Source organism: Herbinix hemicellulosilytica (assembly GCF_002904165.1).
Taxonomy (GTDB): domain Bacteria; phylum Bacillota; class Clostridia; order Lachnospirales; family Lachnospiraceae; genus Mobilitalea; species Mobilitalea hemicellulosilytica.
Genome location: NZ_CVTD020000008.1, coordinates 359,343 through 377,314, shown reverse-complemented (window position 1 = coordinate 377,314; position 17,972 = coordinate 359,343). Strand labels below are relative to the sequence as shown.

Here is a 17,972-nt window from a genome sequence, read left to right as displayed (position 1 = left end):
TTCATTTGTTAACATAAATGGTTACGTTTACCATATAATTTGTTACAAAAGTATTTTATTTTACAGGATAAATTAATCGCAAATACATTAAATATTAGCAAAATTACGACATTTGCATATCATATTTATAAAAGTTTATGACCGTAAAATTTAAAAAAAGATTTAGAATTCCTTAAGCGGTTCTTATTTTTTTATAATATTTATGATGTTGAACTTAAAAATTATGTGTCGTATAATTAATAAAGTTAATTTTATCTGCTAAATTTTAGTTATTGATAAGGAGTACGTCATGATCAGTATTAAGTATTCTTTGGGTATTGATATAGGCTCAACCACAGTGAAAATTGTGATTTTAAATAAAGAAAATGAAATCCTTTTTTCCGCTTATGAGCGCCATTTTGCCAATATACAGGAAACCCTCGCTGCCCTTATAAAAAAGGCTCAGGATACTCTGGGGGATTTTACTATACAACCTGTCATAACAGGTTCCGGAGGTCTGGCTATTTCTAAACATCTGGACGTTCCCTTTGTCCAGGAAGTTGTAGCTGTAGCGACATCCCTTCAGTATTATGCCCCTCATACGGACGTTGCCATTGAGCTTGGCGGTGAGGATGCCAAAATCTTGTATTTTACAAACGGTGTTGAGCAGAGAATGAACGGTATCTGTGCCGGAGGAACGGGAGCCTTTATCGATCAGATGGCAAGCTTACTTAAAACCGATGCAGCCGGCCTTAATGAATATGCCAAAGACTATAAGGCCATATATCAGATTGCAGCCAGATGCGGAGTTTTTGCAAAATCTGACGTACAACCTCTTATAAACGAAGGCGCAACAAAACCTGATCTAGCCGCATCCATATTCCAGGCGGTGGTAAATCAGACAATCAGCGGCCTTGCCTGCGGTAAACCAATCCGTGGAAATATAGCATTTCTTGGAGGCCCTTTACATTTCCTTTCGGAACTTAGAAATGCATTTATCCGTACCCTTAAACTGACCGATGAGCAGATTATATCGCCCGAAAATTCCCACCTGTTTGCAGCCATCGGTGCAGCCATGAACAGCAAGGAAGAAAAAACAACCAAGCTTTCTGATCTTTATACTAAACTGTCCGAAGGAATAAAGATGGAATTTGAAGTACAGCGGCTTGAACCTTTGTTCAAGGACGAAGCCGAATACGAGGAATTCCGAAAAAGACACGCAGTACATACAATAAAGAAAGGGAACTTAAGCGAGTATAAAGGAAACTGCTTCCTTGGTATAGATGCCGGTTCCACTACCACAAAAGTGGCTGTAGTCGGCGAAGACGGTACCTTACTCTACTCTTTCTACAGCAATAACAACGGAAGTCCTTTAAAAACCACTATAAAAGCCATAAAGGAAATTTATGAGATACTTCCGCCGGATGCAAAAATAGTCCGTGCCTGTTCTACTGGGTACGGGGAAGCCTTGATCAAAGCCGCCCTTATGCTTGATGACGGTGAGGTTGAAACCGTTGCCCATTATTATGCCGCCGCCTTTTTTGAGCCTGATGTAGACTGCATCCTTGACATAGGCGGTCAGGATATGAAATGCATAAAAATAAAAAATAACACTGTTGATAACGTTCTTCTTAACGAAGCCTGTTCGTCAGGATGTGGCTCCTTTATAGAGACTTTTGCAAAATCCTTGAATTATGAAGTAGCTGATTTTGCAAAAGTGGCTCTCTTTGCCAAAAATCCTATAGATCTGGGGACCAGATGTACGGTATTTATGAACTCTAAAGTAAAACAGGCACAAAAAGAAGGTGCAAGTGTAGCTGATATATCAGCGGGGCTTGCATATTCCGTAATAAAAAATGCCTTGTATAAAGTTATTAAGGTTACAAGCCCCAAAGACCTGGGTAATAAAATAGTAGTCCAGGGCGGAACGTTTTATAATGACGCAGTGCTTAGAAGCTTTGAGATTATCTCAGGCTGTGAAGCCGTAAGGCCGGATATTGCCGGTATCATGGGCGCTTTCGGTGCAGCATTAATTGCAAGAAAGAATTATGACGGCGGCGAAAGCACCATGCTCACTATCGACCAAATCAATGAGCTGAAGTTTGAAACCACCCTTGCCCGCTGCGGCAGATGCACCAACAACTGTATGCTTACCATCAATAAATTCACCGGTGGCAGACGTTTTATAACCGGCAACAGGTGTGAAAAAGGCCTCGGTAAGGAAAAAAGCTCTGAAAACGTACCCAACTTATTTGACTATAAATTGAAACGTTACTTCGGATATGAACCGCTTCCGAAAGAGCAGGCGGTACGGGGTACGGTCGGTATACCCAGAGTTTTAAACATTTATGAGAATTATCCTTTCTGGCATACATTCTTTACGAAGTTGGGATATCATGTTGTTTTATCCCCTCCTTCAACCAGAAAGATATATGAACTTGGAATAGAATCAATACCCAGCGAATCCGAATGCTATCCGGCAAAACTGGCTCATGGCCATGTAAAATGGCTGATTGATCAGGGTATAAAATTTATCTTCTACCCGAGTATTCCATATGAAAGAATTGAATTTCCGGAAGCCAACAACCATTATAACTGTCCGATTGTAACTTCTTACCCGGAAAATATAAAGAATAACGTTGAAGAATTGAGAGACCCTTCCATTGAATTTGCCAATCATTTTCTATCATTTGAAAGTAAAAAAATACTTACAGACAGACTGATTGAAATTTTTACTAAAAAAGGTATATCCAAGTCTGAAATTAAAGATGCATGTAATGCAGCCTGGGAAGAATTAGGCAAAGCAAGAGACGATATAAGAAAAAAAGGAGAAGAAACCCTGGCTTATCTTCTGGCCTCAGGGAAAAAAGGCATAGTACTGGCAGGAAGGCCTTATCATATAGACCCTGAAATCAATCACGGAATCCCCGAAATGATAAACTCATTCGGAATAGCCGTTCTAACCGAAGATTCCGTATCTCATCTTGCCAAGGTAGACCGCCCTACCCTTGTGGTCGACCAATGGATGTATCATTCAAGATTGTATGCTGCGGCTTCCTTTGTCCGCACCCAGCCTAATCTTGAACTGGTTCAGCTTAATTCCTTCGGCTGCGGTCTTGATGCCATAACAACCGATCAGGTACATGATATCCTGGCTTCAGCAGGTAAAATATATACGGTACTAAAAATAGACGAAGTAAGCAATCTGGGAGCGGCAAGAATCCGTATTAGGTCTTTACTTGCGGCGGTCAAAGAAAGAGAAAGAATGGGTTATAAATCGGAAGTTGCTTCTTCCGCTTATCACCGGGTAATATTTACCGAAGATATGAAAGACAGTTACACTATATTGGCACCGCAGATGTCTCCTATTCATTTTGAACTGCTTGAACCTGCCTTAAGAAGCGGCGGCTACAATATAGTGGTCCTTCCCAACGACAACCGCCGTGCTGTAAATGTCGGCCTTCAGTATGTCAACAATGATGCTTGTTATCCGTCTCTTATTGTTGTAGGCCAGATTATGGATGCATTGCTTTCAGGCAAATATGATTTAAACAAGGTTGCCATAATTATCACCCAGACCGGCGGCGGGTGCCGTGCAACCAACTATATCGGATTTATCCGCCGTGCCTTAAATAAGGCCGGAATGTCCCATATACCTGTTATATCATTAAGTGCCGCAGGCCTTGAAAAGAATCCGGGATTAAAAATAACCCCTAAACTGCTTATTACAGCTATGCAGGCTTTGGTATACGGTGACATTTTCATGAGGGTACTATATAAAACCAGGCCTTATGAAAAAGTTCCCGGGTCAGCCAATGCCCTGCATGCAAAATGGCGGGATATCTGTATAGAAAGCCTTAAGAAAGGCAAATGGAGAGAATTTAAGAAGAACGTAAGAGGCATTATACGCGATTTTGATAACCTTCCTATTTACGAAGATATGAAGAAACCCAAAGTGGGTGTTGTAGGTGAAATTCTTGTAAAATTTTCTCCCGCCGCCAACAACTATCTGGTAGAGCTTTTGGAAGCGGACGGAGCCGAAGCGGTTGTCCCCGACTTAATGGACTTCTTGTTATATTGCGCATACAACAATAATTTTAAAGCCAGATATCTCGGAAAAAGAAAAGTTTCCGCCCATATTTCAAATATAGTCATATGGGCGCTGGAGCAAATGCGCAAAGAAGCCGTAAAAGCATTTAAAAAGAGCAAACGCTTTGATCCTCCCGTACACATAAAGAAGCTGGCAAAGTACGCCGAGGACATCGTCTCTGTCGGTAACCAGACCGGGGAAGGCTGGTTTTTAACGGGAGAAATGATGGAACTTATCCATTCCGGAGTTTACAATATAGTATGCACCCAGCCCTTTGCCTGCCTGCCTAATCATATTGTGGGCAAGGGCGTAATAAAAGAAATAAGGCGTCGTCATCCCGAGGCAAATATAGTAGCAATCGATTATGACCCCGGCGCCAGCGAAGTTAACCAGTTAAACCGCCTGAAACTTATGCTGTCAACGGCAGTACAGAACATGAATAAGGCTCAATAGCCCTCTTAGGCGAAAAGCACTAAAATATAAGCGTCAGAAGCTAACATAATATGTTTGTCTTCTGACGCTTTTTTTGCAAGAGACATTATTGGGAAATATCTTATACTTTGGCATTGCTGATATATTATCTATTTTTTACGTCACTATATATTTTCAATCTGCCAATCAATCGGCTCTATGTTGTTTTTGATTAAAAATTCGTTGGTTTTACTGAAAGGCCTGCTTCCGAAAAATCCTCTTGAGGCCGATAAAGGACTGGGATGAGGCGCTTCCAAAATCAAATGCTTGCTGTTAGTAAGCATTTTCTTTTTGCTTTGTGCAGGCTTGCCCCACAGTATAAAAACTACCGGCCTGTCAAGATCATTTACCGCCCTGATTACCGCATCGGTAAAATACTCCCATCCTCTTCCCTGATGGGATAAAGGACTATGGGCCCGGACCGTTAATACCGTATTCAAAAGGAGTACGCCCTGCTTAGCCCATTTTTCAAGGCATCCGTTATTGGGAATATAACATCCCAAATCATCTCTAAGTTCCTTAAAGATATTCATTAAGGATGGTGGTATATCTACATGCGGTTTAACCGAAAAACATAAGCCGTGGGCCTGATTTTCATTATGATAAGGGTCCTGTCCTAATATGACCACTTTGACTTTACTAAGCGGGGTCAAATGAAAAGCATTGAATATATCGTCCGCCTTAGGATATATGATATATTTTCTGTATTCGTTAACTACAAAATTATATAATTCTTTATAATATGGTTTCTTAAATTCATCTCCTATAGCATACAGCCAGTCGTTTGTAATAGCGCCCATTTATGTTCACAACCTTACGTTTATTCCTTTTTGGCTCAAATAGCGTTTTACTTCCATAATTTCAACTTCTTTAAAATGGAACAAAGATGCTGCCAATACAGCATCCGCTTTTCCTATAGTTACAGCATCATAAAAATGTTCCAGTTTGCCTGCTCCTCCGGATGCAATAACAGGAACAGATACACTCTCGGAAATGGCCTTAGTAAGTTCAAGATCATAACCGTCTTTAGTTCCATCACAGTCCAAACTGGTTAAAAGAATTTCACCGGCTCCAAGCTCTACAGCTTGTATTGCCCATTTTACAGCATCTATTCCCGTATCTACCATGCCACCGTTTTTCAGAACAGTCCAGCCTGATCCGTCCGCCTTCTTCTTGGCATCAAGGGCAAGAACAATCCGGCTGCTTCCGAATTTATCGGCTGCTGTTTTGATTAAATCGGGATTTTCAATGGCAGCGGAATTAATGCCTACCTTGGCTGCCCCGACATCCAAAATTCTTTCAATATCTTCAATAGTACGGATTCCTCCCCCTACCGCAAAGGGAATTGAAACCGCTTTGGCAACTTTACTCATAACACTCATATTGGTGCTTCTTTCTTCGACGGTTGCCGATATATCCAAAAATACCAGCTCATCGGCACCGGCCTTGTCATATGCCGCAGCTATTTCTACCGGGTCCCCTGCATCTTTCAAATCCGTAAATTTTACTCCCTTGACTACCCGACCGTTATGTATGTCAAGGCAAGGTATAACTCTTACCGGCCTCATAAATCACTCTCCCATCATCGAATAAAGCATATAGAATTAATAATAGGCAATAATATCATTTACAGCCTCATAGACTGCTACAGAATAATCTTCTTTATTTTCTAAGCTAATAATATCTAAGGCTTCTTTTTCTGTCAGACTAAATACATGATACAATTCATCGACGATCTGGCTTCTAATATAATCCATGTCTTCTTTTATACCCAGCATTGTTGCAAGCTCAATATATTTATCATATCTCTTTAGTCCCTTAAGCAATGAATCCAAAGCTTCAGGGAATTTTCTCAAGTTGTAATAATTATAATATGATTCCAGTTGTTTGTATACAATAGATACAGTTTTTATTTTATTGTAAAGTTCAATGTCCTCGTCTTTTAAATCCAGCCCAATAATCTCATTATATGCCTGTGCATAATCCTTCCTGTCAAAATATTTGGATGCATTCCCGATACTTTGCCTATATGAAAAAGTATTTGTGCTTGTAATAAGTATAGCTACAATAATTCCAAAGAACAAAAATACAATAGAAGCTCCGACTTTATTTATGCGTCCTTCATCTATCTCTTCTTCGAATATTACGGCCTTTTCTTTTTTCTTCTTTTCCTTTTTCGCTTTTTTTGCTTTCTTTCTTTCTACAGACTCTGTGTCGTCTTTAACTGAATTTAAATCATCTTCGTCATTATAATTTGTCTTTGCTGCTTTTTTGCCTGTCTTTTTCTTCTTTTTCTTGTCTTTTTTTTCTTCTTTAATATCTGTTTCATCCGTCATCTCAAAGAATGGCGATTGATTTTCAGAAGAGTTATCGTCATTATCATCTTTTATATTTCCGAATATCCTCTGAAAGATTCCCTTCTTTTCCTTCGGTTCACCATTCTTCTTTTTTGCCTTTCCGACTTTTTTCTTTGATTCCTTATGGTTTTTTTCATCATCTTCAAAATCCTGTGTTATATAGCGTATACCATTATCGTCTTCTTTTTTATCATCCTGTACTTCAGTCGGAATATTCGCCGATACTGGTTCTTTAGTTTCAGTTTCTTTAGTTTCAGTAAAAAAGGAGTTATTTTTATCATTTCTAAGATCCAGTTCAAGTCCTCCAAGAAGCTCGGTAATGGATTGAATATCACTGGCAACCGGATCCTCCGGATCAAATTGATTTAAAAGGCTTAAAAGTTCGTCCTCCGGTGTTAAATTATTGTCCTGCAAATCATCTGTTCCTTTCTTTTCTAGATCGTTAGTCATACTTACGTTCATTTCATTAATGTTTGCTTCGGAAAAATTACTATTCTTATCGGTATCTTGGGAAGAATTTTTTTCGTCAGCCAGGTCAATTTGCTTCATCAATTCATCTATCGACAAGTCAATTGCTTCGTCTTCGCCTTCACTATATTCGTAACCATTCTCATCACTGTTTAGCTCTTCACTTTGATTTTCGGCCTGCAAAAATTCAGAATCGATATTATTATAAAGGTCTAAAAAATTATCCCTATTTATCATATCAGATTTATCCTCATAATCCCCTTTATTAAAAGTAATATCTGTATCCTCTGTTACATCGCCACTTACTTCATCATTTTCATATGTAACCAAATCATCTTCTGTCATTTTATCTGAACTTAATAAGTCTTCATTACTGATATCGTCTTTAATACCGACAGGCTCGTCCAAATCTTTTGTAAAATCAAACTGTTCAAAGTCATATAAATCCGCCAAATCAACAGTATCTGCTGTTTTATCCCCATTTAAAGAATCTTCCTCATGAACAGCCTGAGTTTTGTATACATCTCGAGCGGTTATGGTTTCTTCCAGAATAGAATTAAGCAAATTATCAAGATATGATTCATCCGTTGCAAAGTCCTTCTTATTCATACACTCAATACAATATTCTGTTCCGTCGGGAATTTCTTTTTTACATAACTTACATTTATTCATAAGTCACCCGCCTATTATATATACAATCCCAAAAATATATAATCAAAACTTAATATTCGGATTAATATCCGAAATAATATTGCGTATCTCCAAAATCTCAATTTTTCTGTTGTCAATATTTAAAATCCCTGTAACGACATCTTTTAATTTAGTACTTAGATTTTTATCCGGTTTTGTTATATTGGCAGTTGTAGTTCTATGGATTTTGTCAACCGAATCAACATGAAAACCGACGTTCATATTATTTACTTTGGTTACAATGAGCATCTCAAGTTCTTTATCAGCCACATCTTCCAGCAAAAGATATGATACAAGATTTATAATCGGAATAATAAAATCCCTGGGTTTTACGATACCCTCAATATATGGATTGGAATTTGGTATCTTTCTTATTTTTTTGTCATAAGGAAGTATTTCTCTTACATCGCTTATATCGAATCCATAGGAATGTCCTCCGGCATGGAACTCCAATATTTCAATATTCCTTATTTCTTCGTCAAGCATTAGTTCCTTCTCCATGGTATCCCTCCGCCTTAGTACCAAAATGAATTATAAGTTCTATATTATATATCGCCAAAATTACGATTTAATTATAGTATAACTATGCTAAAAAAACAAATATAATCAAACATTTTTCGTGTCAGTTTAAAATTATCATAATTCCTTGCAAAAACAGCAATCATTTTGGAATAAAATGCACTATTATTAAAGTTGTAATTTATAAAATCAAGCTATTATCCTAATGAAATTCTAAATTTACAAATATAATAACATAAATATACAATACCAACAACGACTTGACATAAAAGAAAGTATATAAAAATGGAACTGCTTTCTGGAATATTTTTTACAAAAGTCACTCAGAAAGAAGTTCCATTTTGATTTAGAACTAAGTACAAGTATAATACCTGAAACCTAAACCAATTGCGCCCCTAATCCGGTATCATATGATGTAAAACCGGTTAGTTTTAAAGATAAAATGGTATTATATCAAACGGTTTTAGTTAATAGGCCTTTTAAATACAGCTATTACAAATCTGCTGGCACCATATGACTGATTAGTATCAAAACAACTTACCAGTTCCCACCCGTCTCTTCCGTGTTCGTTAAGAATACTGTTAAATTTATTTATGTCAATTTTGCCGCCGCTAAATCCACTAGTAGCAAACTTTACTGTTTTGTACTCCCAGTAAGTCATAATGTTTTCTCACCCCTTTGCATTTTTAAATTAATATCTAAAAAAATACTTACAGAGCAACCTTTTATTCCTTTTTCATGGCAAAATTATAATTAAAAAGACATCAAAGACATTTTCATCAATTCTTAAAGGTAACATGTAATTAAAAATATAAAAATTCCCGACTAAATTAATAGGTAGTTACAATTTCATATATGTAATCTATAACCAAGAATACTGATTTCGCCTGAAACTGTTATAATTATAGTATCACTTCAAAACCACATGATTAACTTTAACTCTCTAAAACTTTATTCTATAATAACATAATTTTATTTGCCCTCAATATTAACATGATTAAATTTTAATTAGAACTATTAACAAAAGGCAAAAGACATAGGAAGGGTTAACCTCCATGCTGTAATCTGTCATGGTGAAAAGTTTAAATGATTACTGTAAATTAATATATGTGGCATAACAGATTACAGCAGGTTATATTTTTTATGAAAAACATACCTCAATATCATATTAGGATAAGAAACTGTATCTTTAGTATAAAACACCTATAAAGTCTTCCTTGTAATTCTTATTTACATAATAAAGGATAACATCACCGGCTTTAAAATCAAAGGCTGCTCCCTTATCATCCTTCTTTTGTATTACAGCCCCTTCGGTAACCCACATGGAACAATGTCCCTTGTTCAGATAATTGCTTGAGTTTATATATGACAAATGTCTGTTGCCATTCTTGTTTATAGTCTCAATACTAAAATTTACTATTATATAACCCTCTTTCAGCCAAAAATCCTCTCTATAATCTATACCATACTTTTTTAAATATCCGTATACGTCAAATCCTGCCGGAGCAACATGGATATTGGTAGGTAGCTTATAAGTTCCATACCATCTCTGCATATACTTTGACAGGCTAAGTTCGGTTTCTTTAGTCACTTCTTTAACTTTATTGTAAGACGGAAGCCCTGTAATATGATTTGCATAATCAAGGCCAATAAAGGTTCTGAACTGGTTTGTTAAGCGTATTTCGCTGTATGAATACATAAAACCATACTGATTTTTTATTTTTGAATATGTAGTATCCATCACTTTAGCCGTATGCTTTAATTCATCTTCCGGTATTCTGCTGTAAGGATTTCCTACCTGGCCTTGTTTTAAGTTTACCAAATCTATTCCTTCTCCGATTTTAATAAGCTGATGCAGCTTTCCGTTGATTTCTTCATCATAATAAATATCAACAAGCTGTCTGTTTTTACCGTTTTCATCCACATGATAAAATGTCGGTATTATTCTTATTCTGCAACCGCTTGAATACATTTCACCTGTAGTATCAATCATAAATCTAAAAGCATACCCTGTTTTTATTGCACCAACGTTTTTATATTTGGGGTGGCTTCCGTTTATCAAAGGTAAAGTATATTTGCTGTACCTTCCGGTCTCCATACCATATTGGTTTTTGGTACCGACCGTATAATAATAAGCATAATCTTTGTTAAAACCCGGTCTTTTTGTACCGTCTATAGCTCCTTCAAATAATTTAATCAGCATTGTATCTTTCTTTCTGAATATATCTTTCCATCTTCCTTCATCCGATATGTCATATACAGTAAACCCGTATATCCTGCCTGAAATCTGAAATGTCCTGGTTGCGGTAGCAACATAGTTGCTTATATTGGTGTTTCTTACATTTTCCGTATTGCTTAGCTTGTCTTCACCGTTAACGGCTATGGTTCGAAATTCGGCAGTATATATTCCTTCCTGTACCCACATTGGCACATAAAAGCGGTAGGTTTCCCTATCAAGAATTATCCATGTACCTGCCTTAATCAGTTCATCGTTTTCTGTTTTATTGTCATTGTTTATATCAATAAAAACATCGAAAGGAAGCCTCATCTCATTTCTTAGCTTGCCGTTCTTTTTAGCAATATAAGATATATTTTCGGGATCGATAAAAGACCTTGAAAAATCCCTCTCATAGTAACCAAGTCTAGGAGTATGATGCAATTTATTCGATATTCTTACCGTAAAATCATTAAGTTCTGAATCCGGGTCCAGCACCAAATGATATGCTTCCTCTTGAGGTTCAATAAGTTGTACCCATTTATCGTTATCGGCATAAATTATTGGATCACATATGACAGGGGTATGAATAGTAACGTCATTTACTTTAATGTTGAATGTTTTTGATGAATAAGCGTTTACACTCATAGGATGTTTTTGATATATTACATTTCCCGATGATGTATAAACTCCATTTTTCTTTAAAGCATCTATTACAAGACCATCTTTAAATAAGGCTTTATCATGGGTTAAGCTGTTTGAATGTACCATTACTCCTGTATACGGTACCGGTGCTATCTTTTCCGATATTTCATCTGACATTACAACAACCCCGTCAAACATAATAAAATCATTTTTGACTTTAAGTTCTTCCGTCATTTCCAAGGCATACGGAGTAAGGTCAATAAAATTTACTGTCGGTCTGTAACCGTCATCCGAAGTAATTGGTGTATCATAATTCAGGTGTATGCCTTCAGTCACCTGTCTTGGCAGAATTATATGATCGTATAAATTGCTGCTGTGTCTGGTTGAAAGTGCCGGAACAAAAAGATATGCAGAATTGATAACTAGATTTGCTCTTTCATTTGGAAGGGAATAATTATATACAGTTGCAGAACTTGGGGTGTAATATTCGAGATATTCTATTTCCCAATAAGAATAGGCTCTTTCTACAGATATATATTGTGTATCTGTTACGGTTTCCGTAACTTCTTTGGGTCCGCCAAATTCTTCCGGAGTTGCTGTATTATAAATCAAAGTATACGTCATAGTAACCGGTACCGATAATTTTAATTTTCCTGTTTTATTAACAAGCCTGTAACCTAACAGATAATCTTTTGTTTTAACATACACATGCTGGCTTTCCGTTGTGGCTATTCCTTCCCTGGATATAAAATATTGTGATCCGTACTTATCACCGTCAATTATTGCATAGGGGTCCGGGGTGTCAATCGGTAAGATAATAGGCTGTAAAGGATCGGGAACATCTACGTTTTGTGATGCATCATAATATATTTTTACAGTTATAACCGTTCCAAGTTGTGTTTCATTTGGAACTTTAAATGATACGGTATTTCCGGTTCCTGTCTTTGTTTGATCACCGGAAGAAGTCTTATATGTATAATCCCATTTATTTTGGTACTGATATGTAATATTTCCGACTAATCTTTGATTTTGAATTGATTTACTTATACTCTGCCCTCTTGTAACCGTTTCCTTTGATACTTCTTCTATTAAGGACCCTGACATTGTTACCATAATAACCCGTAAGTCAATCTGGTCTGCTGATGCTTCTCCTAAAGTATAATAAACGGTAACGGTAATTCCTCCGGATATATCATTTGCAGACGGCACTGTAAAGCTTATGTTTTCCCCTTTTCCTGAATTTGATACAATCGGAGAAGATGACGTATTTTTCCTATATTCCCACTTCCATTCTCCGGTGAAATCATACGATTTTCCACCGGCTGAAAGTGTTTCTTGTGCGGTGTACTTGTATGTATCTCCTGATTTAGCCGTTTCTGTTGCTAAAGTAGTAATTTTTGCTCCTGTTTCTTTATTTACCGCATTAACTGTTATTGCTATTGTTCCCTGGGAAGCTTTCTTATAATATGCTATTACAATTATTTCATCATTGGAATCAATATCACTAAATGCTGTAAACTCTATGGGATCCTCGTCTTTTGCCGTTTCTCTTACCCTCATCTTGGCAGGATTATTTTTTAGATAATAGTAAAAATGTTTAGTTTTTGTATATGTATCTTTTCCGATTGTAATAGCTTTATCAATGGATTGGCTAAAATTTTCTCCCGGTTTTATTTTTCCTACATATATATTTTCTTTTATTATTTTATCTGTATCTATATCTGCTGCATGAATTCTGATAGATATATCTGTTTTTTTATAGATCATGCATATATCTAAACCGCCATATATTACTTTTGCTGTGCCATTTATAATATCTTTAACAGTTATTGTTTTACCATTAATTATATCGCCCACCATTTTTCGTGAGCCTTTAATTTCTTTTCCCGTTAATTTGCTTTTAATATAATATCCAATTAAATTATATTTTTGATCATTAGATCCATTAAGATTATACTCTTCGCTTACTTCATTTTTCCAATTTACATATTGATTTATTTTTTTACTTTCAAGAGATCCTTGATAAAATTCTTTACCTTCCACAACATAATAAAGATCATTAGGCTGTAAACCTGGCTCAAATTTTACAGGTATATTAAAGTATTTTTCAAAATCTGATGGTTTTTCCCAAGCTTCTGCGTTCACTATATCTTTCCATGTAGAAATTCCAGACCTAAGAAGTATTTCTTTTCCGTTTTCTATTTTATATGTTTGGAATATTGCATGTAAATAAATTATAGTATCTTCACTCAAATCATCTAAATTTACAATGTCTTTTAATGTAGATTTAACTCTATCTTCAGAAATTCTAAATTCTGTTACTACCTCTTTTTCTGTTCTACTAATTTCTTTTTTTTCACTATCCAATAAAACTATTACTTTATTAGGTGTAGGTGGTGCATCTGGACCTGTTAACCCCTTTGTTGTAACCGTTTTCGTTTGCGGTATCATAGATATTGTAAAACCAGTTGTTCTATATCTTATACCACTTGAAGCGGCTTTTGTTGTTACACGAAAAATAATTTTACCATCTTCCATAATTACTTCTGGCGTATTATTGTCATAATTATTTTCTGCTTTTGTTATATTGCTCAAAACTATTGTTATAAAAAAGATTATTCCAGCTATTATAAATCCTTTTTTATTTAAAAATATTTTCTTAAAGATCATTAAATTCCTCCTATTTAAAGCTTTCTCTATATGCCCAATCACTTAATTTAATAGATGATGTAGGGGCCCATTTATAAACACTATTCTCACTTCTATATTCAACCATTACATCAAAAATTGATTCTTTCCATGCATTTATTTTAAGATTTTCTATATTGGTGTTAAATATTAATTGATTTGAAGGTACATTTATTTCATTTGCCGTAACACGATATTTTACATATACTCTTACATACAAATAATCTCTGCTTTCATAAATAGATCCTGGATCTATTGCTATTTTATCAAGTTCTACTACTACATGATTTTTTTTAATATTTTCTATATAGTTTTCTATCATTTCATAAACCTTATTGTCCCAACTGTAGAAACATAAAGATGATGCAAGTCCAACTTTCCATATTTTATCAACAGTACGATAATTTACATTAAATATATGTTTAATGTAATTTTCTACATTTGTTAGCATTTCATCATATAGACCATATTTGCCGGTTTCAAGGCTTAATTGATTATAATAATATTTATTATATAAATACTCATAATTAACTTCTTTTGGATAAGCGTATTCATCTTTTTTTATTTTACCTGTTAAGTAATCTGTTAGATACATAAAACTATATTTCATCTCATAATATTCATTCGGAAAACATTCCAGGATATAAGGATAATCATTTGCATTTTTAGGTAGATTTGTTGTTCTTATCAGCTGGCCGTCAGGACTTACTAATGCCCTTTTTTCTGGATTAAGAACTTTTTGAATTACTTCTTTTGCACCATTGGCCGTAATTTTATTGTTTCCTCTAAATTCTCTACTTGTAGCGTATAAGCCGTTTGAATATCCTTTCATAATCCCTTTTGCTATAACAGCTGCTACAGCTTCACGTTTACTTTTTGGAATGTTTTTTATATCTGATATTCTTTTTTCCAATACAGTATTTATTTTTCTATCAAGGTCTTTTATATAATTCCACATGTCTATTACCTTTGATTTTTCATCAATAGGTTTTATCTCTACTACATTATTTTTATCCGGTGAAGCTTTTCCTATCATGATTACTGTTTTTATCAAATTTCCGTTTTTATCATAAACATCTGTATATCTTGTTCTTACTCCTTGATCAATCCAATTTTCTGTTGGAAATGCACTTTTTAATATGGGATATACCACATCCTGACCGAATTTTTTTGCATCATAGGTTTCAATAGTTTCTCCTTTAGGGAAAAAATTTCCGCTTACATTATAATACAGTCGGCCTTCAAATAAATCACATTCTCTTAAGAAGATAATAGCATTTTCAGTAAATAGATAAGATAGGTTTTTTTCATCAAGTCTGTTTGCTATAACCGCAGCATCAGTCCTTGTCAGATATTCTGAATAATCCTTAAATTCGCCTTTCTTTATAATTCCTTTTTCCATGGCAGCATCTATATAGGGCTGATCGGATATTCTATCTATCGGCCAATTCATTTGTTTTACTATATATTCAATATAATCCTTTACTTTTATATATTTGTCTGCAGCAATTGCTTTTTGATTAGTCCTAAAAACTGAAAAAACTAAAGTAATTACTAATACTACAACAAATATAAATCCTTTATATTTTTTCATATACATTTTCCTCCCTAAAAAATTTCATATATATATAAATACAAAATTTATTTTTGACACAACTAAAATAAAACTAATCTTATAATAGTATATATTTACTATTTGTTCAATATTTTTCCATTTATTTATTAAAAATTCCGCCATTCTACATAATCCATAAATTTATCCTTAATCTATCTTATCTTCTATGATGCTTTTCAAATTTTTTAATTGTCCTATACAAAACAGCTTCTCGCCTTCATATACACAAAATGATCTTTCAATTTCGCTTATTGCCTTATCAATAATTTCCCATACACTGTTTAAATCACCTTCTTTAAATTTGGCGTATGCCTTGGTTACTGTTATAACCCTTAATGCATGAACATCCCCTTTTTTGGTATGCTTCCTAACATCAAAGTAAGGAAAATCTATCTCATTTTTGTCATTGGAAATAAGCCGTTGCAGTAATTTTATATATATTTGCTCCATTTGTAACGTATCTGTTATTTCCCTGCTAAAACTTGCTGTAGTATTTATTTTATTAAGAGCCTGCTCCGCCATATTAAATTGGTTCATATCAAGATAATAGTAATATTCAAGTATATCCTGGTATGCCTCTATGTCATTACCGGCTGTGTCGGGGCATATACATATTAGTTCTTTCCCTATCTGCCTATATGTGAAGCCGTTTGCCAAATACTTTGCGATTATTAACTGTGCATTATGGCACAGGCGGGTATAGGGGTTATATTTTAATAAATCGTAACAGGCTTTATCGTTACATATCCGGTTTATTCTGAACGTCCCGTTCATTACATAAAAGCCTATTCCAAAAACGGTAAAACTCCATATATACAGCCATAATGAAGGCGTCATTCGATTTATAAGTATAATTAAAAATCCGGTTACAGCGGAAAATAGATTTACTATACATCCACCTATGGTATAAAGCATGGGATTTGAATTTATAGATTTGGGAGACATGATACACTGATAATTTTTGCTTCTAACTACAGCCAGTCTATTTTTATTTTTTAGATGTAACAATGCAAATCTATTGAGCTGAAAAATAAGGAAATCCCAACCTGTTAATAATCCAAAAATTAAGTGTCCGATTTCATGAAGAATTAGTTGCAGGAAAAAACCTAAAAATATTGAAAATATAAAATGTGTAAAAATACTTTCCACATTTGTCCTCCGTACCTTATATACTAATTATCTAATATCAGGAACCCTGGCACCATGCTCAATGCATTCACAACAGAATGCTCCTAATTTTACGCATTCCTCTAAACTGTCAAAAGTCTCTTCAAGCAGCATATCGGTATCTTTTATCTTTTTGCACCCCTCTTTATGGGCAAGCTTGTACCAGCTCTTTTCTTCCACAAAATATCTGTATTTTTTTATAACGTTTGCGCCGGATGATATTATCTTATTATATCTGTAATCCCTTTCAGGCCCATAAGGATATCCCTGAAATACCACAAGAAGGCTAACATCATTAATAAAATCAGCCCATTCATCTCTTCTTCCGTAAGGGAATGAAAATGAATATGTAATTCCATTCTTGCTTGCTATATGATTATGTCTGCTTGTATAATATGCCAACACATCTTCCAGCTTATTTATAATTGATGCTTTTTTTACTGTATTGAAATCACTTTCATTAAAAAGAATGCAATCTTTATATTTTAACCTCAGGTCTTCATATGAAGATTCATTTACAAATTCTTTGTAATCAACGTATAAAAATTTATCTTCCAGTTTCAGCATGTCATGTTTATCATATATATAAACCAAATCTGTCAGGGTAAAACGATATATAAAATATTCATCTTCATAACTATACGGCATTTTTTCCGACCAAACACGGTCTATGTATGTCAGTCCATCATAAGTTACATATTCATCATAATAATAAACATAGAATCCGTCAGTATCACAAAAAAGTATTACGGGTATATATATTTCAACTTCCGATTGGGCGGATTTATCTGAAATAATTCCCATAGATGAATATAAGGATGCGAAGAATGCTGCAAGTATTTCATCTTTATTGATAGTTCCCGAGCCATAGGACCCGGTTTCCGCAAGATAAGCTACTGCATCGGATACGGCAGTAACAAGACTGTTTTCCAGTTCTTCTTTTTCGTTTTTGATTTCTATTAGTTTTCCTGTTTGCATATCGGTTTTTATTATTGCACTCAGAAAAAATATTAAGAAAATTAACGCAAAATGATATATCTTCATATTTATCCCTTTTATCTAATTGGT

At 34.8% G+C, this 17,972-nt stretch carries 10 protein-coding genes; 1 reads left to right on the top strand and 9 read right to left on the bottom strand.

Translation table 11 applies throughout. The features are described 5' to 3' along the window. The first annotated feature begins 289 nt into the window (after positions 1 to 289). Complete coding sequence (locus HHT355_RS02680; RefSeq protein ID WP_103201903.1) at positions 290 to 4,522, top strand: 2-hydroxyacyl-CoA dehydratase; 4,233 nt, start codon at positions 290 to 292, stop codon at positions 4,520 to 4,522. 143 nt (positions 4,523 to 4,665) lie between these two features. Here HHT355_RS02680 and HHT355_RS02675 read toward each other — a convergent pair whose 3' ends face one another. The 9 genes from HHT355_RS02675 to HHT355_RS02635 all read right to left on the bottom strand — a co-directional run bounded on the left by HHT355_RS02675 (position 4,666) and on the right by HHT355_RS02635 (position 17,948). After that, entirely contained in the window at positions 4,666 to 5,340 is a 675-nt protein-coding gene (locus HHT355_RS02675) for a uracil-DNA glycosylase (protein ID WP_103201902.1), read from the bottom strand. 6 nt (positions 5,341 to 5,346) lie between these two features. Further along, positions 5,347 to 6,108 (bottom strand): imidazole glycerol phosphate synthase subunit HisF, encoded by a 762-nt coding sequence (gene hisF / locus HHT355_RS02670; protein ID WP_103201901.1) that lies wholly within the window; start codon positions 6,106 to 6,108, stop codon positions 5,347 to 5,349. Positions 6,109 to 6,144: 36 nt separating this feature from the next. Next, positions 6,145 to 8,037 (bottom strand): hypothetical protein, encoded by a 1,893-nt coding sequence (locus tag HHT355_RS13570; RefSeq protein ID WP_158245867.1) that lies wholly within the window; start codon positions 8,035 to 8,037, stop codon positions 6,145 to 6,147. Positions 8,038 to 8,079: 42 nt separating this feature from the next. Next, positions 8,080 to 8,556 (bottom strand): chemotaxis protein CheW, encoded by a 477-nt coding sequence (locus HHT355_RS02660; RefSeq protein WP_103201900.1) that lies wholly within the window; start codon positions 8,554 to 8,556, stop codon positions 8,080 to 8,082. Positions 8,557 to 9,037: 481 nt separating this feature from the next. Continuing rightward, on the bottom strand, positions 9,038 to 9,235 hold the full coding sequence (locus tag HHT355_RS02655) for a DUF4177 domain-containing protein (protein ID WP_103201899.1): 198 nt from the start codon (positions 9,233 to 9,235) through the stop codon (positions 9,038 to 9,040). 528 nt (positions 9,236 to 9,763) lie between these two features. After that, positions 9,764 to 14,104 (bottom strand): DUF5704 domain-containing protein, encoded by a 4,341-nt coding sequence (locus tag HHT355_RS02650; RefSeq protein ID WP_103201898.1) that lies wholly within the window; start codon positions 14,102 to 14,104, stop codon positions 9,764 to 9,766. A gap of 10 nt (positions 14,105 to 14,114) precedes the next feature. Further along, positions 14,115 to 15,716 carry an S-layer homology domain-containing protein gene (locus HHT355_RS02645; RefSeq protein ID WP_158245866.1) on the bottom strand — a complete coding sequence of 534 codons (1,602 nt, stop codon included), beginning with the start codon at positions 15,714 to 15,716 and terminating at the stop codon, positions 14,115 to 14,117. Between the two features lie 168 nt (positions 15,717 to 15,884). Continuing rightward, positions 15,885 to 16,886 (bottom strand): hypothetical protein, encoded by a 1,002-nt coding sequence (locus tag HHT355_RS02640; protein WP_103201896.1) that lies wholly within the window; start codon positions 16,884 to 16,886, stop codon positions 15,885 to 15,887. A 27-nt stretch (positions 16,887 to 16,913) separates the two neighbouring features. Then, positions 16,914 to 17,948 (bottom strand): hypothetical protein, encoded by a 1,035-nt coding sequence (locus HHT355_RS02635; protein ID WP_103201895.1) that lies wholly within the window; start codon positions 17,946 to 17,948, stop codon positions 16,914 to 16,916. Positions 17,949 to 17,972: the final 24 nt, after the last annotated feature.